The sequence below is a fragment of the Anabaena sp. 90 genome (assembly GCF_000312705.1).
GTDB lineage: Bacteria > Cyanobacteriota > Cyanobacteriia > Cyanobacteriales > Nostocaceae > Dolichospermum > Dolichospermum lemmermannii.
Genome location: NC_019428.1, coordinates 40973 through 58552 on the forward strand (window position 1 = coordinate 40973; position 17580 = coordinate 58552).

A 17580-nucleotide genomic window follows, 5' to 3' on the forward strand; every position below is an offset into this window, starting at 1 on the left:
GGGTTCTCAAGTGAATGAGCGATCGCCAGGAGCATTATTAATTATACTAAATTTTGTAGTATATAAATCTCAGACAATATCATACTATTGACAACAAAATTAATGGTATCATAAAGAAGTTGGGGATTTATTATAAATCCCAAAAACCAGGGGCAAATATGACAGAAGCAACAGCGAACTATGATCAAACATGGAAAGAAGCTATAGGGGAATATTTGGAATTATTCTTACAATTCTTCTACCCAGACATTCATCAAGAAATTGACTGGAGTAAACCCCCTATTTCTTTAGATAAGGAACTAGAACAAATTACCGCATCTAGTCAAACTAAAAAACGCTATGCTGATAAATTGTTTCAAGTGTGGTTATTAAATAATGAAGTAATTTGGATTTTAATACATATAGAAGTCCAAAGTCAGCATGATAAAGAATTTCCACAAAGAATGTTTATCTATAATTATCGTTCTTATGATTTATTTAATCAACCAGTAATAAGTTTAGCAATATTAGGAGATGAAAACAAAAATTGGCGACCAAATAGCTATAAATATGGGATAGGCGATAGTGAAGTAAGCATGAAATTTAGTATTGCCAAACTACTAGACTATCAATGGTCAGACCTAGAAGCAAGTAATAATTTATTTGCTATAATAGTAATGGCACATTTAAAAACTAAAGCCACTACTAAGGACTTAACTCAAAGAGAACAATGGAAATGGCAATTAGTTAGACCATTATATCACAAGGGCTTAACTAAAGTTGATATTATTAATTTAGTTAAGTTTATTGATAGAATGATGACTTTGCCACCACCATTACAAACAGAATTTCAAACCAAATTAAATGATTACGAAAAGGAGTTAAATATGCCATTCCTCAGCACTATTGAAGAAAATGCCCAAGAAAAAGGAGCTAAAATAACTCGTCAAGATGACATTATCAAAATCCTCTCTACTAGATTTGATAATCTTCCAGAAAAGATAATCTATAATATCAAGCAAATTGATAATATGTCGATCCTAGAAAATTTACTTTTACCAAGTATTAATGTTAATTCTTTGGAGGAATTTCAAACATTAATTGATGCAGAATTACAGCAAAAATAATACTGTTATATCCCTGATTTATGATATTATCAAGACATCAGGGATATTCATAAAATTATCTGCCAAGAAAAAACCACTAGATTTAACCAGCAAATCAAACACTTATTCAGGTAAACAAGACACAACTTCTAAATCGAGTTCTTGGGCTACCCCTTCAATTTGTTTCCATACCTCAGTTTTATCAACAAACAATCGTTTAACATAGAGTTTGAATTTAGTATTAGGCAATGACAATATTCTAATTCCCAAATTCTGGGCATCCTGTTTAACTGTTTTCACAGACTCCAATAAATTATCACCATATTTAGTTGCTAAAGTCCCCTTTACACCACCTAATTGGGCATGACTTTCATCCTCAAAATCAACTTGGGCAATCCATTTATTTTCAGTGCCAGGATACATTTGATAAATACCAATGCCAGTGGTAAATAATTGTCCAATCATCTTTAAATCCTCTATAATATAACCATCTTCAGAAAACAACAGCAATAGCATTACCGATAATCAATAACGCTATTGTGTTTGCTATTTGTTATTGCTGGTTTCAATCCTCAATCACCTTAATAGGTAATTGTCACCTGTATTTTCCAGCATTATCCAATTTCCCCATGAATCAACTCAACAACAGATTCAGCGAGTAACCCCCTCACCTTAATCTCCAGTGGAAATCTGCGGACTCGTTTTGATTGTCGGGGTGTACCGTCGTCTCCCTCGAAATAACCATTGTTGACAATTACCCAATCTCTAAATCTGGAGAACTCTTGTTGTTTCAAACCAATGTAAGTGATAAAACTGGTGAATCCAGAACTTTCATCGGTGGATTCTGGCCAATGAAACTTGTTTGAATAAGTACCCACAATGGTAATGCGATTCCTGCGGAGCGCTTCGCTATCGCTCAGTTCCACCACCTGATAATTCCCATGTGGACTAACTTGTAAAACCTTACCTTCAATACCCGCAAAATTGATTTTATTCATCATTAAATCTCAAAAATACCAAGACTAAAAAGCGATAGCATCAATGATTTTTGTAATCTTCATTGAACTATACAAAAGTTGATTTTATTAGTGATTGTGCTAAAATTAAACAATGGCTAGATTTCAGTTAATAGATGATGAAGTGCTGGGAATAGATTGACTCATGCCTATTCCCTTTTTCATTAATCCTGTTCTGAATAACTGTCAAACCAAATTATTTCATTATCAGAAAACCCAATCATCCTAGCCAAGCCGTCTTCACAGCTAACAATTAACTTACCTGAATCTGAAATATCAACAACTCCAATAATTCGGGGTTCATTCAATAGTATATTTAATTGCTCAACAGTGAGTTCAATTGATTTTAAAGGGTTGATTCCTGTACGTTTAACGAATGCAGTGGTCATGATATTAACTAACAACAACACAACCCCAAAGCGATAGCATTAGCATCCTTAACATATTTTTATTTACTAAATTAAATTGATAGACCATGACACCAGAAGAAGTTTTAAGTCAAATAACCGATGGAATTTGGGTAAACAAGGGTGGGTTAAGAGTCCCCACAGAAGTTGTGCAAGCTTTGTCAAATAAAGAGGATTGGTTTGATTCAATTCAACCAGTAGTTTACTCGCAAGATAATTTACCTTCACTAAAAGCGATTATTAATTACTTTTCTAAATCAGAATTAGACGATGAAGTTGGCTATGCTTCTGCGGAAATCCTACAATCTTGTTATGGTGTCAACAAAGTTTTCAACTCTAAAGTACACGGTAATCCAAGTGCTGTTGGACAACAAAAACTGGATGCCATTGGACAACGCCTAGCGAATATCGAAACTTATAAAGCAGCCGTAGAAGTTAATAATATATTGATTAATTGGAAGAATATTAATAGTAGTGGTTATGATAACGATGATTCAGTTTATGACAGAATTAAATCTGTAGAACAAGTAAATAAAAGTTGGTTTTCTCAACAAATTGAGGATTTAAAAACATTAATGCTCAATGCTTATGATAGTTTATTATCCCAATTTGATGAACAAGAAGACCCTGTACCACAGGAAGTAAGGAATCACTTTGTGGCAATTAGGGAGAAAACAGAGCAGGAATTTCCATCGGCGATAGCGAAGCGCTGCTGCAAGCAGTTCGCTGATTTTCCCCAGGACAACCTCAACATTGTCAATATATTTCAAGGACTCCTAGATAAAGTCAAAGAAGAACTTGCGGATGCTTTACAAAAAATCAAAGAATTGGTTTTAGGTAAAGATGAATCCAAAGCAGCGAGGGCAGAAGCGAGACAAGAACACAAGGATAAATCAGGACTGTTGAAGTTTCTGAAAAGCAAGATTGTTAATCCAACAATTAACGGTGTCAAAAAACTATTTAGAAAAGCCGGGAAATTGTTATCTAATAAAGAAGAAAATAATTATAAAGAAGACACAATTAAATCCCAATTTGGGAATATTTCTAGTGCTTATGGTGCAATCGTTCCTGTGGATATACCGACAACAATCAACGCCATTGAAGTATTGAAAAAGATTACCGAAAGTATTCTGACAACATTTATTTTAAAGGGAGTGCAATTACCGGGAGTTTTCGTTGAAGCCTTAAAAAATACTACGATTTCTTAATAGTTCAATTCATTTAAAGCAAAATAATCAAATTTTAGATGAAAAATAATTTTGCAATTAGTTTATTTTAATATTAAAATTACAGAATTTTAATAAAATAGTGTATACTAAAAATAGTAACTGCGCCTTGAAAGAGTGAGCCAACACTCAGTCAAGACGACTACTCCATTAGTTGTTTGTCCAACATAGGAGCAAAATTATTATGCCACAAAAAACGCAATATGAGCAAGAGAGTCTATTTTCTTACAAGAATGAAAGCTACCGCGAATTTGTAAAAAAGTTTGGTCATCATCGCCAAAGATATCCCCACAGTGATGTGCTTTTGACAAATTGCATTAAACAGGAAATGGATTTAATTCAAGGTCACTTGCTAGGTGATGGAAGTATTTTTGTAACAGGAAAAGACTGTAATCGAGATGCTACTTTCAACTTTGTTACGAAACATGAAGACTACGCTCAATGGATTATAAATAACACAGAGTCATTTGCTGCTTGCAAGCTACAAGTAGGTGATAGTTATGACAAAAGAACAGATAAATCATACCATCGTGTTTCTTTTAGAAGTCCATCTAATAATCTATTTACAGAGTTAAGAAATAAATGGTATCCAGATGGTAAAAAGATTGTTCCACAAGATTTAGTTTTGACAAAAGATTTAATTTTGAGATGGTATGTAGACGATGGAAATTGGCATGATAAAGGAATTTACTTTAACACCCAAGGTTTTGATCCAGAAAGTACAGATTTTTTGCGATCTGAATTATCAAAATTTTTAGGAATGAAAGTAACAATTCAAAAACACAGTGGCGATCTTTACAGACTTTTTATTCCCTTACGAGGAACTGGATCTGGAGTTAGTAGCACTAATAACAACACAGAGAAATTTTTTGAAGTAATCGGAAAATGTCCTGTTAGTTGCTTTAGTCACAAATGGGGAAAGATTTAGTAGATTAACAAAGTTATAAAGGAAGGGATTTATTCTCTTTCTTTATGATTTCCAGTGATTTTATACAACTAATAAAGTCTTCTTCGTTTATATCTGGCTAGACTGTGCCAAAACTGGAAAATATACGCTAAGGAATCAAAATAAGTGCTGAAAGCATTGTGATACTTAGCTTTCAGCCATTACTTAAATGTATTTCCTATTTAGCTGCTGTTTCAGGGGAATTGCTACAAGGCTCTTTTCTAATTTGAAATTCCAAAAAGGATGATGGAGAAGATTTGAAGTTTACCGATGCTCCGCAGTTAGATGATTCAACTACAGAAAGAATATGCTTTGCTACTACTACACCAACAGATCCGCTGACAAAAATACCAGCTATACCAACAACAAGAGTAATGTTTGTTTTTTTGTATCTTTTCATATTTTTCTTCGATAAAAAAAACGCTAATTCGAGAATTAGCGTTGTTCGTGTGTATTCTGTGTTTTCTTTTGCCTCATATCTCAAGCGGCAATTGCCGCTGCATTTAGAAATCCGTCTCCCTGGTGATTAGAGTTTTTACAGATATTCTCGGACTTCTGAATCAAATGCAAATACTCTCACAAAAGAAGGAGGGAGTTAAAGGATACAAGATAATACTTAACTAAAGGGTTGTTTTGATGATTAATAAGCTACCTCTTAAACAGTTAAGGTACTGTTGACTTTTGAATTTTTTCATGGTATAATTAAAGGGCTAACGCCCTAGTATATGTGATGGGTAAATATGAAAGTCAAGAATTAGTTAACTAGGATTCACAAATCATCATTGCTCCAATCACTTTAGTTTTATAAAATTCCATCTTGCCGGAATTATATGTATCTTGGCTCTATTTTTAAGATTACTCCTAATTACCTCTCACCATAACCGGGGCGTTAGCCCCTGTTAATTCCCAGGTGTAGAACAGACAAACTCTTGAATCATTGCCCCAGCACTTCTTTTTGGAATAGGAAGTCTTATAGAATTCCATCTTGCCGGAATTATATGTATCTTGGCTCTATATTTTTAAGATTACTCCTAATTTCCATCACCACTCATGAGGCGTTAGCCGTTCTTAATTCCCAAGTGTTGAACAGACAAACTCTTGAATTGCTGCACCAACACTTGTTCTTTTAAAAAAAAACCATCTTGGAGCAGGAGTATCTTCCCACATTTGAGTATCAAGATTATACAATCTAATAGTCATCATTCTTGGACGACGACAATCGACTAACACAGCACCAAGAGATTCTGCCTGAGAATCCTTCATATATCTACTAACAAATCTTGCAGTCCCATTGTTAAGGTGTTGAATAGAATCTGTATCAACTTCCCACCAACCATCTTTAGTAACTGCTGCTGTAAAGAAATCTGCTTTTGCAGGAAGGCAAGGTAATAATGCTAATGCAATGGCAGACAAGGTTAATTTAATCTTCATAAGGAATCCTCATCCTATTTGTAAGCGCTTTAATAACTAATACATTATCGTTTAAGTAGCCATCATGAACTGCGTACAGCAGGACACATGAAAAACTTCTTATTCCCTTCCGCACTCTTCAATGGCGATCGCACTGGTGAAAGATCGAGGTTTACGCGACTAAAATCTGTTCATGAAGTCAACATAACAGGCGCGTGAATCCATAGACCTACATTGTTCTTCAATTTGTCTCGCTTTTTCATGAGCGTATCTAATTCTATCCCCTACATAGCAAGCCGGATTACGCCCATCAGGTCTAATATACGCGGAAGTCTGTCCACAGGTATATATTTTGTCTTCATCAGCAAATGCCAATGTCATACCTTCCGTAACTACTTGATCGTAAGGGCATAGGCAACCATCACTACCCGCCCAAGTTCTTATTGGCGCACGTAACTTCATGGGAACTGAATAGGGATTAAAAATTTGTGCGAAAGCACCCTGCTGAATAATAAATGCAAGTGGAATAGCAAGAAAAGCTAGAGGAAACTTCATGATTACACTACAGAAAAAGTTTGATATATGGAGAATGCGTAAAATTGATTGCAATCTCGCTATCTATTATACAGAATTTTTATGGTGTTTTTACGTTGGACTGAATTTTAGCGATCGCACTCAGAAGTATTTAAAATCGAGAAAAGTGCTGGATCTAGGGCTTGCTGGATAAACATGAAAAGATTACAGGTAAAGGGTCTGAGCCGTTTTTAGGTAAAAAAAGTGCAAGCTTTTACGAGAATGTTAAATTTAATGTTTATTCATTCATAAGCTTAATAAATAAATTACCTATATCGGAAATATGAACTCCTATATGAATTACATTACCTCCAAAAGCCATAGCAGGTACTCCAGTTGAGGATACTACTGACAATCCAGAGCGAACTAAATTAATTAAACATTGATTATCACTAGAATTCATAATTAAAGCTTTTATATCTTCTATAAAAGCAATATCTATAGCAGATGCCAACCTTCTAAAAGTCTCTAAATCTATATTGTTTTTGACATATTTTATAAATAATTCTGCCAGTATATCTGTTTTATCCATATCATCAAGCCTATCAATTATTAAAACTAAGTATTCACCAACTTTTGATTTTAGCTCAGGTTTAGAATCTAAATCTTGAATAAAATTTTCTTTGTCTTCTTGTGATATTTTGTCTATTTTTTGTAAAAATCTTTTCATCTTTGATAAAAATAGTTGATTGGGAATATTTTTTGTTATGGTAGCAATTTTTATAGCACTACCAATAACAGGTATATCTTTCAACAATCCTTCTTCCAAAGTTACATCTAAAGCAACTTCACCGAAATCAGCTAAAAGCTCTAATAATTTTGACATAATTTCTGAATCTTTCATTTACTATCACCTGATATATAAGTAAGTGGACAAAAATAAATATGATTTCTTATCTGATGGTTTGAATTACCCTCAGTTTGCTCCGTTAGTTTTTAGCAAGATAGATGTTGGGATGAACTAGAATCTAGTAATAATCCCTTTGCTATCATCACAATAGCACACTTAAAGACTAAAGCCACAACCAGTAATCTTAGTGAATGGTAAGCATGGAAATGGAAGTTAATTCGAGAACTTTACGAGCAAGGGTTAACAAAAGAACAAATCGTTAAGCTATTGAAAATCATTGATACAATGATGACTAATCATTACAATTAACTACCAGTTTTTAAAACTCTATTTCATTAACAAATTCAAAGTCTATCTGGCATTTCCAAAAAGCCCTTTGGCTTTGGTGAAGACAGGTTTACAACCTTACTCCCGGAAACAGTTGTTGTTTTAACAATTCATTCTCAGTAGTCAAATATTTAACCTTGTCACCGGAAATAGAGGAATCGGCATTTTGGTAAGCGAGTTTGTAAATGGCGATAGCGAAGCGCTGCTGCAAGCAGTTCGCCCATTGGTTCATAGCAGTCAAATAATCCCCTGGAATATCGGACACATCGAGAACCCCGTCATCAACAGATTCAAGAATTGCGGTGATTAGGCTTTTTTCATTTCTTTTAAGTGCCATGTTCTCAGTCCGCCACTGACGTAATAAATCGCAAACCGTGTCAGAACTACCACCAATACCGTAAATATATTTTAAAGCCGATTGTACGCTACGGATAACAATACCCACCTGATTCTTTTTCAACACGGCACAAGCAATATCAACCATTGATTTAGTAATACTATTGTACTGCTTAATTTCAATATCAAATCCGGTGAGGTCGAGTTCCTGAAATGTTGTTGGTAGTTTCATAGCGCACCTGCTTACATCTATATAAAGTATGTAAGGTTAACCTTACATTGTCAAGATTAAGAATCATCCTCATGAGGAAAAGCAAGTGCAAGTTCAGTCAGGGTACATTCAAGGATTTCGATGATTGCTAGGGTTTCTGTGGGGGATAGTTTGGGAACTGCATGACCATTTACCCAACTGCTGACAGCCTGACGAGATAATGAACGCCCAGAAATGGTACTCCAGGCATCCTGTACAAGTTCCACAAACTTTTCTTGAGTTAAACTTCGTCGCTCTAAAAGTTTTATAAACTTGGTTCTTTTTGCCATGCTATTGCAGTAAAGCCAGCCTTGAAAGTAAAGTTGACTTTACGTAATTATATTCATATACTTACAATATCAAAAAATCTATAGTTTAAATATAAAATATCTATACAGGAAAACTAAGACTCAGTATTTTTACCAAGAAATATAGTCAATAAATTATTGAATGTGGCACAAAGTAGAATGGTAATACCCTGGTATAGGTAAAAACTATAGGTAAAAACTAAGACTTTCTGATGATATCGGCAATGGCTAAGACAATATCTGATAACTGTTCTGTAGAAGCAGACTGAATGTTATAGAAATTGGTAGCGTTTACGTGGGATTGTCCAAATATTATTTGTAATCCAGTGTCGCCTAATAACCGCTTAACCAGTCTTGCTTTAGTATCTAGACTTACATCAGAAGCAAGCTGTTCCAACAGGGCAGATTTTTCCTGATACTCCAGTTTATCAACTAAATTTTTGATGATATTGCTAATGGCTGTGTCATCTAGTTGATGGCATTGATTAAGTATTTGCTTCAAAATATCTTCAGTCACCCTGACACTCTCTACTTTTCTGTTGTTGACCTGTATAGATTTGTTGATACTTGAATATTCTAGCCTTTTCTTCTAGGAATATCCTATCAACACTATCGCTTAATCAATGTTTACAGTTTTAAATTAGCAAATATTGGTAATATTATGCACTTTAGTTATCATAGAAATTTTTGAGTGAATCCTTAGACTTAACATTATTGATAGTATTTGCACTTAGTTATTGACAAGTCTTAGCAGATGTGAAATCTACGGTCTATAGAGATTAAGGTTCTAGTATTTTGATGCGGAAAATAATACAAGAATACTACAAATTATTGAATTTTAGGACTATCCACGACAAAGGACTGGATAATTGTGTTTATGTTCGGTTTTAAGCGCAAACCTTTTGGTCAGATGAGCGCAATGATAATGCCAGGGCTTGCATTATATCTGCTCTATCTTCTTTACCTAAAAACGGAATCAATTGCGCTATTTCCTGACCGTTCAAATATTTCACCATTTCTTCTGGCTGGACTTTGGTTTTTATCCCCAGTTTTGTCAGTGCTTCTTTCCGAATATCATCGTCTAAGCAATCCAAAATGCTGAAATAAAAGCCAGCATATAAATCTTCTTGAAGACCCTTCATTAACCGACTTAAAGAACTACCGCTGACTCCAGACATTTTAGATATATTGACTGCGGTTTGTCCCCGTGCGATCGCTTTGTTTAATGCGTCAATTAAAATTTCTCTGTGATTCATATTGCGTTATAGGTATTTTAAGATTATATTTAGTTTATAGCAAATTAGATAGTTACTGCCAATAGTACCACAACAGTATCAAACTCTTTTCGCTCTAGCGTCTAACTTAGGAATTTCCATAAGTTACACACCAATGATTTTAATCTAATTACCTTTAGTTTGCAATGGGGGGCTGAAAATTAATTCCAAGAAAACACCTTAACCAATGTAATGGCTAAGGCAAAAATTCAAAAAATTTCTTTATTAACTAAATTATGACTTATAACCAGGGATTTTTCCACTGTCTCCAGTCTGAACTAGGAGATTGTTGGACTTCAGCATCAATAAAACCGGATTTACTGCGCTTAATTACCAGTGTTTTTCTACAGTCCACCGTATTGAAAGTATGGTCAGCAGGGATTTACAAGCGTTTAGTTCTAGGCTGTGGTGATAGCTTGCGTGGCGTAGCCATACTCACAAAGATTTTTCTAGCACAATTAATTTTCGGGGCTGAGGAGTTGTAGTCATGACAATTACACCAAAGCCCAATCAGCATTACCGATTATCTCTGGATAAAGCCATTCAGGATTATAAAGACGGCATTATCACCGCCACTGGTCTTGTTTACTATGCGGTCGGTATTTTCCGTGCGCCGGGGCAAAAACTGCGGGTCAAAGATATTGAAGCATTCTGTGAAGAACTTTGCATATCAGTTAGCACTTTTTATAAAGCTATCAGCAAATTAAAGGAGCAAGGACGACTAGACTGGCTGGAAATAAATAATAAGGACAACATGGAGTTTATTGTCCGCGATAACCTCAAGTCTCAACTGGGCGGACTGACAGAAGTAACAACTCCTGCTGGTCGAATTGACCTACTAACCGACACTGAAATCATTGAAGTCAAACGGGTCAAGGACTGGAAAGCTGGATTGGGACAAGTCCTTGTGTACTCAGGATTCTACCCAGAACATCAAAAACGTCTGCATTTGTTTGGCAGTGCCGAATATGAAAAACAAATAGCTGATATTGCTGCGTCTTGTCTTGTTTTTGATGTGTTAGTTAGTTTTGACCAAGTAACATCTACGGAGTTGGGGTCATGACAAAGCGGAGAATGGGTAATCGCAAATTTTGTCCTCTGACAGCCCAAAAAGCTAAAGACTGGTATCAGAAAAAATACCTTACTACTCCTGGTTACTTGCTGGTAATCAAGGAGATTTTAAGACCTCCGGGCATAGACCTCAAAATTGACAATATCTCAGAATTTTGTGCCGAATGGGGAATCAGCCGATCCGCTTTCTATCGAGGAATTAGTATTATCTCCTCTAACAACGACGGAAGTTGGGAAACTACAGGCTCAATTATCATCAAAACCGACTCAATCACTGATGACTTTGATTATGTGGATTCGCCACGTCAGCCATCAGATCCTATTCCAGAACCCAGTTCTAACAATGATTCTCAGTCTGTCCCACCACCGGAACAACTGTCCCACGCGCGGGACACAGAATCCCACACACGGGACACAGAATCCCACACACGGGACACAGAATCCCACACACGGGACACAGAATCCCACACACGGGACGAAAAAACCTCAGAACCTTTAACACAAAAAAGCTGTGGCTCTCTACAGACTTTACAGACATTACAAACTTATAAAGACTCTCTCTCATTCTTAGAGCGAGAAAGTTTTGAAAAGTTTGCTTTAGATAAAGTCAATAAGTTACCCAATCCCCCAACGTTGCCCCATAAATGGATAGAAAAACACTGGGAAGAATTGCGATCGCAGTGGGAAAAATCCCAAGGTAAAGTTTCCGCCACACAGGCCAGTAAATGGGAGAACTACCCAGAACGAGAAGAATGGCTGGAGAAAATTCGGAACTTAGGACAGTTCGGTTTCTTTGCTGAGAGTGAAGCAGAGGAAAAAGAACGCAAGGAATTTTATAAGTGGGCAGATAGTAAAAATCTAGTATGGGGCGAAATACCCAAAGTAAACCATGATCAACGATTTACCGGAGTTTGAGCGTAATCCTATTAATCCTGAAGAACCCCAGGACAAGGAATTTTTCTACCCTAAGTGGCATTGTTTCTGTTGCCAAGATTCTGGCTTGGTTTCACAAAATTTAGTTCGCTTAATCATACCCAACTATGATAACAACCAAGATAAATGGGTATTATGCCAAAACATAGGCTGTAAAGCATCTAAGCATTGGGAAAATATACCAAGTAAAAACTTTGATACTCGATTTACACCCGTAATTTGTCAGAAGTTGGATTTAAAAAACCGAGGAAACTGGCATAACACAGTACAACGTCAGATTGATATTCGCGCCTTAACTAAAACAATGGCAATGCCCGGAGTCCCAGACCGCACAGAAAATGACAACCGGGAAGTACAGCAGCGCAAACAAGAAGCTGAAAACTTTGACTGGGCAGCAGCTTCAACAGCATATTTAGGGAGTGAGTAAAATGACAACTCATGTACTAACTACACCTTGGAATTACCCCCAACAATGGCATGACGGTTTCTATGATGGTCACAAGATTATCTGGAAAGACTGGACCATTCCCGTTACTGACTACATCAAACAACGGTATCTAAGTCCTGTTTGGTATTTAAACCAACTCATTGAACATTGGGAATTGTTGGGAGGAATAACTTTATTCCTAAGTGATGGATCAGCAGCTTCCACAGCAGAACTCAGTCAAGCCCTCACCACTGAAATATCAGTTGTCAATCAAGCAGTGGAATTAGGCTTTTCAATGGGGTGGTTTGATGTCAGTGACAAAATTAGTTTGATTTTCTTAGAGGAAAAATGCGACAACTCGATTTATGCTCCGGCGTTGGTGCAGGTTTTGGAATTGCCGGACTCCGCGCAGGTTGGGAACTTGTGGGAATCTGCGAGAACGATAACTACTGTACAGACATCCTCAGTAAACGATTCCCCGGTGTCCACAACTACGGAGACGTGCGAGGTTTACCAGTTCAAGACATCAGAGGAATTGACGTTATTACAGCTTCAGCACCCTGTCAGCCATTTTCCATCAACGGTAAACGACTCGGAGCAACCGACGAACGAGACTGTTTCCCCGCAGTGCTGGAAAGTATTGCCAGAATCCAGCCCAAATTCTTTTGTATCGAAAACGTTACCGGATTACTCACCTGTCCCAATTACCCAGGACAACCAACAGGGTCATATTTTAGGGGACTGGTCAGAACCATTGACAGCAGCGGGTATGATGCGGAATGGGTTTGTGTATGTTCAGGACACTTTGCAGCCCCCTTTCTTAGACAACGATTACTTTTGGTTGGAATCTCCCGGTGCATTAAGCTCAACTGGGAACGGACGACCCCCTGGACAAACCAAGCTAGAAACACAATTGAAAAAGCTGGGACTGTTGCACAAAGGCGAAGTGCTAAACCCGGTTATCCTGAGCGAGTGGTACGATATCCCGCCGAGTTGGCTAGACCCTTGGGAGTCCCGTCCGGCAACGGCACTATTAGAAAACAAAGACAGGCAGCAGGAAATCTTCTCGATCCCAGAGTTGCCGTCGTCGGAGTTAACAGAGTTCAATACCTTGCCACAATTGCCGGGGTCAATAACTACTGAGAAATTCTTAGAGGAAAACGTAGATACTGAGGAATTAAATCAAGAAACTTCACTTACTGAGAAATTCTTAGAGGAAAGTTCAAGTACGGATAAATCTAATGCCTGTGGTTGTTTATATCAGTATATAGAAAATAAGAAATTAAAGAATGGAACAATAGTTAGCTATCCCCGTGTTGAAGGTGAACGAGATAAGCATAATTATTTACATTGGCGTTGGGGGTATAGTTGGGAGGAAAAGATTGATGGCCAGTGGAAAAACCGTTCTCTGGGAGTTTCCACGAAAATAGTTACCCAAGTTGCCAACATGATATACAACGGTAATTCTGTACAAAATATCAGGGAGTTTATAGCACTCAGTAAAAACTACAGGAAATCTGATAAATAATCATTTTCCTTTAAGAATTTTTATCCGCTAATTCCACAGCGGGAACTTAGTAAATTTAGTAACTGGGATTCCTTGACTTTGTGATGCGTGTGAAAGAATGTATATTAAAACAAAAAATAAGTTTGGATAAAAGTAAGATATCCAAACAGAAAATATCAGGGGGTGGGATTTTAAAATCCTTGCCCCAAAAACTCATTGACTTTTATTGTTAGTATCACGAATTTTAACTATGATAGCTTCTAACAAGTTTGCTGTTTCATCTTTACTGTTAAGATTAAATTGATAAACAGTATTAGCATGGACTTGAGAATTTCCCATTGTTACAGAGCAACTATTATCGTCTTTGATAGGAAATAATTTCTTTACCAACTTAGCTTTTTCATCTATCGTCAAATGTTCAGTAGCCATTTCCAAAAATTCTAACTTTTCTTCAGCACTTAACTTATCGTAATGATTTCTGTCCATTGGGATTCCCTGGTAATAACTGCTATAATTATCCTATATTTTATTTAAAATATCAATAAATTTAAAAGTAGTTATGTAAAGAAGTGGATTTAATTGATAGAGATTATTTATGGTCGTGCTACACCATAACAAATAGAGCAAATTTTACAGGAATTAAAGTTTTATAGAGGTTTTTGGATGACTAACTTAATTACTTTACAAACAATATTTATTAAAGATGATGTTTCTATCAGGTTAAATAAGTTAGACAATCACTTAAAACAAATTCAGTGTTTATTACTGGATTCTAATAATAATGATGTTGTCAAAAGTTTAATTAGAGAAACTATGTATTTTATTGAATGGATAGCCCCTGATATAGAATTTAACTATGCTTTTGAGTTAGCGAACTTAGGACTGTTTTTGACCCGTTGATTGTTTAAATGGGAGCAAATCTGGAACGACACAGAAGCCAGACATCAGGTAAATCAAGAACTTGGTAATTGGAATGACCGTGTTTTGCAAATGTCACAATTAACTGTACAAAAACTATGACTCAACCACCTTTACCACAACCACAATTAGAACCCAGTGGCATTACTTTTGACCAATATGAGGAATTTACCCCAGCAAAACTAGAACTGAGTAATGGATATCTGGGTTACGGTGGACAAGATAATTTAGGGTTTCATTTATCTGTGCTTACGAATATGGGGTTATTAGCAGCAGTACAAAATACTAATTTATCACTGTGGATAGAAGCTCTGGACTGTGTATTTAGAGAAAAACTAGCAAAAGTTAATGCTGAACCAGAAGTAGCAGAAGCAATGTTAAATAGATTTAATCAGGCAATGTTAGATTTGGAAGCAGTGATAGATTATTTAGGGGAATAACGTACCTTTGGGATTTTCCTCTAAGAATTTTCTAGTTAGTATGTACTACAAAAATTTCCTGTAAGAATTACGAGGCAGCCATCACAACTGCCCCAATAGTCAATTAGAACCATCAAGTCTGCGGACATCCCAAGGCAAAGACCGTCTACCCTGTTTAAGAATTGATTGATAACCTTCAGGAGAAAGCCAAGAACCATCTTCTAACTGGACATAATCTGGTGGCACTTCTTCCGGTGGTGTGGAAGCTGGCAAGGTCCAAGAACGTTTGGGTTTGACACCGGGGACTAATTGGATCTGCTCTTGAATCTCATTAAGTTGTTGGGTGATGGGAGTTAGGGATTTTTCGAGGGCTGCGGTGATCATGGCAGATAATTCTTCTTTGCTGATTATTCCCTGAGAGCTTGGATTAATTGGGGAGTATCCAGTTTGCGACCAGATAAATACTCTTAACCCAGCTTTAGCAATCATCCGATAATTTTCAATTGCTATTTGTTTACCTTTATACTTTCTTGCCTCCAGTGCATAATATTCCAGGACTGCATGACAAACTTCGTCAATAATGAAAACTCTGCCGGAGGGATCATTCGTTAACAGCCTATATTCATTACCAGCAAATGGTTTTAGACTATTTTGAATCTCATTCGTCAACGGGTTAGAATCGCTTATTTGGTTGAGCAATTTGGTAATGGCAGATTTATCTACCCCACAAAATTGAGCTAAAGCTGTTACACTCATCCCACTGACACCATCGCTAAAACGGGTGCAGTAACTTTGGTCTTCGTTGGTTTTCTCTATTTGTGTCATGATGAGATTAGCCTTGATAAATGGTTTGGGCGATTGCAACTTCTTGGCGGGAGGGCGATCGCCTTTGTTATACTTTTATTATAACATTGATGTGTTGACGTATCAACGTTATGGTAAATTGATGTAACTTTAACAGAAGAAAATCCTTGAGCGTCGCTGTGTTAATGTATTGACGTACCTAAAATTTATTCTGGTGCGTAATTTAAGTTAGTTACAGGAACTAAGTATTTTTATGACCAAGTATGTTGACCTTTCTAGTTATTGGACGGAAGACAAAAACATATCTATTCAAAAAGCTAAGGAAATGACTGGTTTAGATAAGAGAACCCTGTCATCTGCCAAAAAAGGACAATTGGATCGTGGACATTTTGAAACTTTGTTTAAACTCAGAGATTTAGCTTCTGAACTTGCGGGTAAACCCCTAACCCTAGAGGAGATTTTTAGTAAAGAATGATGTAATATATTTAATTTATTTTCTGGAGCATAAAATCATGGAATTTACTGGAACTTGGCATATTTATGAAATGTCGAATTGGGATGATGAATATTTTAATATGGAAGTACAGGCTTATATCGAAATTGATGAACAAGGAAATGGGGAGTTTCAGTTTGGATTGGTTACTGGATATATTGATGGGGATATTGTTAAAGATGGCAATGCTAACAAATTAGAATTTACTTGGGAGGGCAATGATGAAAATGATGAGGCTTCTGGTAGTGGTTGGTTGAAATTGGAAGACGAAAATGAACTGGAAGGAAAAATCAAATTTCATCAAGGTGATAGTTCTACATTGTTAGCAAAACGGGCTTAATTATCTAAATCACAATAGACTATGAGTGACTTTGACAAAGAAGTAGCCAAAATAGAAAAGTATAATCAACCAATATTGGATGGGTTTAAAATATGGCTACAGAAAGCTAATCTTTCAGCTAAAACGATAAAAAACCACATCTTAAATATTGAGTTTTTTGCTGAATATCTTGTTAGCTATGAACCATTGCAAAAACTTGATGAAGCAGATGATCAAGATGTTTATGATTTTCTGATGGATTATTTCCCACACAAAGCACTGTGGGCATCTGAAAGTAGCACTAAATCTTACATGGGTTCTTTCAAAAAGTTTTTCTCTTATATGGTGGAAACCCAGAAAATTAGTCCTGAGATAGAAGCTGAAGTTAAAGAAACTATCAAAGAAGGTAAACAGGACTTTCTTGATGCTGTGAGTGAGTAATTACCAAAATGCCAAAATCCAACAGTTTTGAACAACAATATCCCCATCTATCTCGTTTTGTAGAAGAACGGGGTTGGATAGAAATCGGGGACAGTGAATATATTGATTCTTTTGTCAGAGCTTATGATTTAGGTGGAACTGTCTATCATGGTAAAAGCAGTTATCCCACTATGGAACTTGCATTACAGGATTTAGATAAAAATATCAAAGCATATTTTGAAGACTTGGGAATCTAAATGA

28 protein-coding genes and 1 pseudogene are annotated in these 17580 nt (G+C 36.3%); 16 read left to right on the forward strand and 13 right to left on the reverse strand.

Features of this window, described 5'->3' with window-relative positions:
• Positions 1-158: 158 nt before the first annotated feature.
• Entirely contained in the window at positions 159-1106 is a 948-nt protein-coding gene (locus ANA_RS22800; RefSeq protein WP_015081641.1) for a hypothetical protein, read from the forward strand.
• 102 nt (positions 1107-1208) lie between these two features.
• Here ANA_RS22800 and ANA_RS22805 read toward each other — a convergent pair whose 3' ends face one another.
• From ANA_RS22805 to ANA_RS22815, 3 genes are all read right to left on the reverse strand, one after another.
• On the reverse strand, positions 1209-1550 hold the full coding sequence (locus ANA_RS22805; RefSeq protein WP_148279163.1) for a hypothetical protein: 342 nt from the start codon (positions 1548-1550) through the stop codon (positions 1209-1211).
• Between the two features lie 149 nt (positions 1551-1699).
• Positions 1700-2086: a hypothetical protein gene (locus ANA_RS22810; protein WP_015081643.1), complete on the reverse strand. Its 387-nt coding sequence runs from the start codon at positions 2084-2086 to the stop codon at positions 1700-1702.
• Between the two features lie 179 nt (positions 2087-2265).
• Positions 2266-2490, reverse strand: coding sequence for a hypothetical protein (locus tag ANA_RS22815; RefSeq protein ID WP_015081644.1), 225 nt, complete (start codon positions 2488-2490; stop codon positions 2266-2268).
• A gap of 86 nt (positions 2491-2576) precedes the next feature.
• On the opposite strand from ANA_RS22815, the gene ANA_RS22820 reads away from it, so the two are divergent.
• Both ANA_RS22820 and ANA_RS22825 read left to right on the forward strand, forming a co-directional pair.
• Positions 2577-3716: a hypothetical protein gene (locus tag ANA_RS22820; protein ID WP_015081645.1), complete on the forward strand. Its 1140-nt coding sequence runs from the start codon at positions 2577-2579 to the stop codon at positions 3714-3716.
• Positions 3717-3918: 202 nt separating this feature from the next.
• Complete coding sequence (locus ANA_RS22825) at positions 3919-4662, forward strand: LAGLIDADG homing endonuclease (RefSeq protein WP_015081646.1); 744 nt, start codon at positions 3919-3921, stop codon at positions 4660-4662.
• Between the two features lie 196 nt (positions 4663-4858).
• Here the strand turns inward: ANA_RS22825 and ANA_RS22830 are convergent, their stop codons facing one another.
• The 4 genes from ANA_RS22830 to ANA_RS22845 form a co-directional block, all read right to left on the reverse strand.
• Positions 4859-5080 carry a hypothetical protein gene (locus ANA_RS22830; protein ID WP_015081647.1) on the reverse strand — a complete coding sequence of 74 codons (222 nt, stop codon included), beginning with the start codon at positions 5078-5080 and terminating at the stop codon, positions 4859-4861.
• A gap of 668 nt (positions 5081-5748) precedes the next feature.
• On the reverse strand, positions 5749-6111 hold the full coding sequence (locus ANA_RS22835; RefSeq protein ID WP_015081648.1) for a hypothetical protein: 363 nt from the start codon (positions 6109-6111) through the stop codon (positions 5749-5751).
• A gap of 159 nt (positions 6112-6270) precedes the next feature.
• Positions 6271-6552 carry a hypothetical protein gene (locus ANA_RS22840; RefSeq protein WP_235082141.1) on the reverse strand — a complete coding sequence of 94 codons (282 nt, stop codon included), beginning with the start codon at positions 6550-6552 and terminating at the stop codon, positions 6271-6273.
• A 349-nt stretch (positions 6553-6901) separates the two neighbouring features.
• Entirely contained in the window at positions 6902-7507 is a 606-nt protein-coding gene (locus tag ANA_RS22845; protein ID WP_015081650.1) for a hypothetical protein, read from the reverse strand.
• Positions 7508-7615: 108 nt separating this feature from the next.
• Between ANA_RS22845 and ANA_RS28015 the strand changes: the two are divergent.
• A pseudogene (locus ANA_RS28015) lies at positions 7616-7807 on the forward strand (hypothetical protein); the annotation flags it as partial.
• A 103-nt stretch (positions 7808-7910) separates the two neighbouring features.
• Here ANA_RS28015 and ANA_RS22850 read toward each other — a convergent pair.
• From ANA_RS22850 to ANA_RS22865, 4 genes are all read right to left on the reverse strand, one after another.
• A complete protein-coding gene (locus ANA_RS22850) occupies positions 7911-8408 on the reverse strand; it encodes a hypothetical protein (RefSeq protein WP_015081651.1) in 498 nt (165 codons plus the stop codon).
• Between the two features lie 56 nt (positions 8409-8464).
• Positions 8465-8716, reverse strand: coding sequence for a transcriptional regulator (locus ANA_RS22855; RefSeq protein ID WP_015081652.1), 252 nt, complete (start codon positions 8714-8716; stop codon positions 8465-8467).
• A 217-nt stretch (positions 8717-8933) separates the two neighbouring features.
• Entirely contained in the window at positions 8934-9251 is a 318-nt protein-coding gene (locus tag ANA_RS22860; RefSeq protein WP_015081653.1) for a hypothetical protein, read from the reverse strand.
• Between the two features lie 370 nt (positions 9252-9621).
• On the reverse strand, positions 9622-9990 hold the full coding sequence (locus ANA_RS22865; protein ID WP_015081654.1) for a hypothetical protein: 369 nt from the start codon (positions 9988-9990) through the stop codon (positions 9622-9624).
• Between the two features lie 254 nt (positions 9991-10244).
• On the opposite strand from ANA_RS22865, the gene ANA_RS22870 reads away from it, so the two are divergent.
• The 6 genes from ANA_RS22870 (at position 10245) to ANA_RS28670 (ending at position 13967) form a co-directional block, all read left to right on the forward strand.
• The gene (locus ANA_RS22870) at positions 10245-10493 is read left to right on the forward strand and encodes a hypothetical protein (protein WP_015081655.1); all 249 of its coding nucleotides are present in this window, start codon (positions 10245-10247) and stop codon (positions 10491-10493) included.
• Positions 10494-10495: 2 nt separating this feature from the next.
• Positions 10496-11071, forward strand: coding sequence for a hypothetical protein (locus tag ANA_RS23805; RefSeq protein WP_015081656.1), 576 nt, complete (start codon positions 10496-10498; stop codon positions 11069-11071).
• Entirely contained in the window at positions 11068-11994 is a 927-nt protein-coding gene (locus tag ANA_RS23810; RefSeq protein WP_015081657.1) for a hypothetical protein, read from the forward strand. Before ANA_RS23805 ends, ANA_RS23810 begins: the two co-directional genes overlap by 4 nt.
• The gene (locus ANA_RS23815; RefSeq protein ID WP_015081658.1) at positions 11969-12439 is read left to right on the forward strand and encodes a hypothetical protein; all 471 of its coding nucleotides are present in this window, start codon (positions 11969-11971) and stop codon (positions 12437-12439) included. The genes ANA_RS23810 and ANA_RS23815 overlap by 26 nt, the downstream gene beginning before the upstream one ends.
• A 348-nt stretch (positions 12440-12787) precedes the next feature.
• Positions 12788-13582, forward strand: a complete 795-nt coding sequence (locus tag ANA_RS28665; RefSeq protein ID WP_083881543.1) for a DNA cytosine methyltransferase — start codon at positions 12788-12790, stop codon at positions 13580-13582.
• Complete coding sequence (locus tag ANA_RS28670; protein ID WP_371260433.1) at positions 13551-13967, forward strand: hypothetical protein; 417 nt, start codon at positions 13551-13553, stop codon at positions 13965-13967. The genes ANA_RS28665 and ANA_RS28670 overlap by 32 nt, the downstream gene beginning before the upstream one ends.
• A gap of 192 nt (positions 13968-14159) precedes the next feature.
• On the opposite strand, the gene ANA_RS22895 is transcribed toward ANA_RS28670, so the two are convergent.
• A complete protein-coding gene (locus ANA_RS22895; protein WP_015081660.1) occupies positions 14160-14432 on the reverse strand; it encodes a hypothetical protein in 273 nt (90 codons plus the stop codon).
• Between the two features lie 177 nt (positions 14433-14609).
• On the opposite strand from ANA_RS22895, the gene ANA_RS22900 reads away from it, so the two are divergent.
• On the forward strand, positions 14610-14846 hold the full coding sequence (locus ANA_RS22900) for a hypothetical protein (RefSeq protein WP_235082142.1): 237 nt from the start codon (positions 14610-14612) through the stop codon (positions 14844-14846).
• 116 nt (positions 14847-14962) lie between these two features.
• Positions 14963-15304, forward strand: a complete 342-nt coding sequence (locus ANA_RS22905; protein WP_015081661.1) for a hypothetical protein — start codon at positions 14963-14965, stop codon at positions 15302-15304.
• Between the two features lie 99 nt (positions 15305-15403).
• On the opposite strand, the gene ANA_RS22910 is transcribed toward ANA_RS22905, so the two are convergent.
• The gene (locus tag ANA_RS22910; RefSeq protein WP_015081662.1) at positions 15404-16108 is read right to left on the reverse strand and encodes a hypothetical protein; all 705 of its coding nucleotides are present in this window, start codon (positions 16106-16108) and stop codon (positions 15404-15406) included.
• Positions 16109-16340: 232 nt separating this feature from the next.
• Here ANA_RS22910 and ANA_RS22915 point away from each other — a divergent pair, with 232 nt between their 5' ends.
• Genes ANA_RS22915 through ANA_RS22930 form a run of 4 tightly spaced genes read left to right on the forward strand, consistent with a single transcriptional unit; the run spans position 16341 to position 17576 of the window.
• Positions 16341-16562, forward strand: coding sequence for a hypothetical protein (locus ANA_RS22915; RefSeq protein WP_015081664.1), 222 nt, complete (start codon positions 16341-16343; stop codon positions 16560-16562).
• A 37-nt stretch (positions 16563-16599) separates the two neighbouring features.
• Positions 16600-16920 carry a hypothetical protein gene (locus tag ANA_RS22920; protein WP_015081665.1) on the forward strand — a complete coding sequence of 107 codons (321 nt, stop codon included), beginning with the start codon at positions 16600-16602 and terminating at the stop codon, positions 16918-16920.
• A gap of 21 nt (positions 16921-16941) precedes the next feature.
• Positions 16942-17340: a site-specific integrase gene (locus ANA_RS22925; RefSeq protein ID WP_015081666.1), complete on the forward strand. Its 399-nt coding sequence runs from the start codon at positions 16942-16944 to the stop codon at positions 17338-17340.
• An 8-nt stretch (positions 17341-17348) separates the two neighbouring features.
• A complete protein-coding gene (locus ANA_RS22930) occupies positions 17349-17576 on the forward strand; it encodes a hypothetical protein (RefSeq protein ID WP_015081667.1) in 228 nt (75 codons plus the stop codon).
• The last annotated feature ends 4 nt before the right edge of the window (positions 17577-17580 follow it).

Bases quoted from the DNA above. Each gene is read 5' to 3' on its own strand.
- ANA_RS22845 (WP_015081650.1), bottom strand. From the start codon at position 7,507: ATGAAAGATTCAGAAATTATGTCAAAATTATTAGAGCTTTTAGCTGAT.
- ANA_RS23815 (WP_015081658.1), top strand. From the start codon at position 11,969: ATGATCAACGATTTACCGGAGTTTGAGCGTAATCCTATTAATCCTGAA.
- ANA_RS22805 (WP_148279163.1), bottom strand. From the start codon at position 1,550: ATGATTGGACAATTATTTACCACTGGCATTGGTATTTATCAAATGTAT.
- ANA_RS22905 (WP_015081661.1), top strand. From the start codon at position 14,963: ATGACTCAACCACCTTTACCACAACCACAATTAGAACCCAGTGGCATT.
- ANA_RS28665 (WP_083881543.1), top strand. From the start codon at position 12,788: ATGCGACAACTCGATTTATGCTCCGGCGTTGGTGCAGGTTTTGGAATT.
- ANA_RS22865 (WP_015081654.1), bottom strand. From the start codon at position 9,990: ATGAATCACAGAGAAATTTTAATTGACGCATTAAACAAAGCGATCGCA.
- ANA_RS22930 (WP_015081667.1), top strand. From the start codon at position 17,349: ATGCCAAAATCCAACAGTTTTGAACAACAATATCCCCATCTATCTCGT.
- ANA_RS22910 (WP_015081662.1), bottom strand. From the start codon at position 16,108: ATGACACAAATAGAGAAAACCAACGAAGACCAAAGTTACTGCACCCGT.
- ANA_RS22870 (WP_015081655.1), top strand. From the start codon at position 10,245: ATGACTTATAACCAGGGATTTTTCCACTGTCTCCAGTCTGAACTAGGA.
- ANA_RS22840 (WP_235082141.1), bottom strand. From the start codon at position 6,552: ATGAAGTTACGTGCGCCAATAAGAACTTGGGCGGGTAGTGATGGTTGC.
- ANA_RS22895 (WP_015081660.1), bottom strand. From the start codon at position 14,432: ATGGACAGAAATCATTACGATAAGTTAAGTGCTGAAGAAAAGTTAGAA.
- ANA_RS22915 (WP_015081664.1), top strand. From the start codon at position 16,341: ATGACCAAGTATGTTGACCTTTCTAGTTATTGGACGGAAGACAAAAAC.
- ANA_RS22830 (WP_015081647.1), bottom strand. From the start codon at position 5,080: ATGAAAAGATACAAAAAAACAAACATTACTCTTGTTGTTGGTATAGCT.
- ANA_RS23810 (WP_015081657.1), top strand. From the start codon at position 11,068: ATGACAAAGCGGAGAATGGGTAATCGCAAATTTTGTCCTCTGACAGCC.
- ANA_RS22920 (WP_015081665.1), top strand. From the start codon at position 16,600: ATGGAATTTACTGGAACTTGGCATATTTATGAAATGTCGAATTGGGAT.
- ANA_RS22850 (WP_015081651.1), bottom strand. From the start codon at position 8,408: ATGAAACTACCAACAACATTTCAGGAACTCGACCTCACCGGATTTGAT.
- ANA_RS22820 (WP_015081645.1), top strand. From the start codon at position 2,577: ATGACACCAGAAGAAGTTTTAAGTCAAATAACCGATGGAATTTGGGTA.
- ANA_RS23805 (WP_015081656.1), top strand. From the start codon at position 10,496: ATGACAATTACACCAAAGCCCAATCAGCATTACCGATTATCTCTGGAT.
- ANA_RS22835 (WP_015081648.1), bottom strand. From the start codon at position 6,111: ATGAAGATTAAATTAACCTTGTCTGCCATTGCATTAGCATTATTACCT.
- ANA_RS22815 (WP_015081644.1), bottom strand. From the start codon at position 2,490: ATGACCACTGCATTCGTTAAACGTACAGGAATCAACCCTTTAAAATCA.
- ANA_RS22855 (WP_015081652.1), bottom strand. From the start codon at position 8,716: ATGGCAAAAAGAACCAAGTTTATAAAACTTTTAGAGCGACGAAGTTTA.
- ANA_RS22900 (WP_235082142.1), top strand. From the start codon at position 14,610: ATGACTAACTTAATTACTTTACAAACAATATTTATTAAAGATGATGTT.
- ANA_RS22810 (WP_015081643.1), bottom strand. From the start codon at position 2,086: ATGATGAATAAAATCAATTTTGCGGGTATTGAAGGTAAGGTTTTACAA.
- ANA_RS22925 (WP_015081666.1), top strand. From the start codon at position 16,942: ATGAGTGACTTTGACAAAGAAGTAGCCAAAATAGAAAAGTATAATCAA.
- ANA_RS22800 (WP_015081641.1), top strand. From the start codon at position 159: ATGACAGAAGCAACAGCGAACTATGATCAAACATGGAAAGAAGCTATA.
- ANA_RS22825 (WP_015081646.1), top strand. From the start codon at position 3,919: ATGCCACAAAAAACGCAATATGAGCAAGAGAGTCTATTTTCTTACAAG.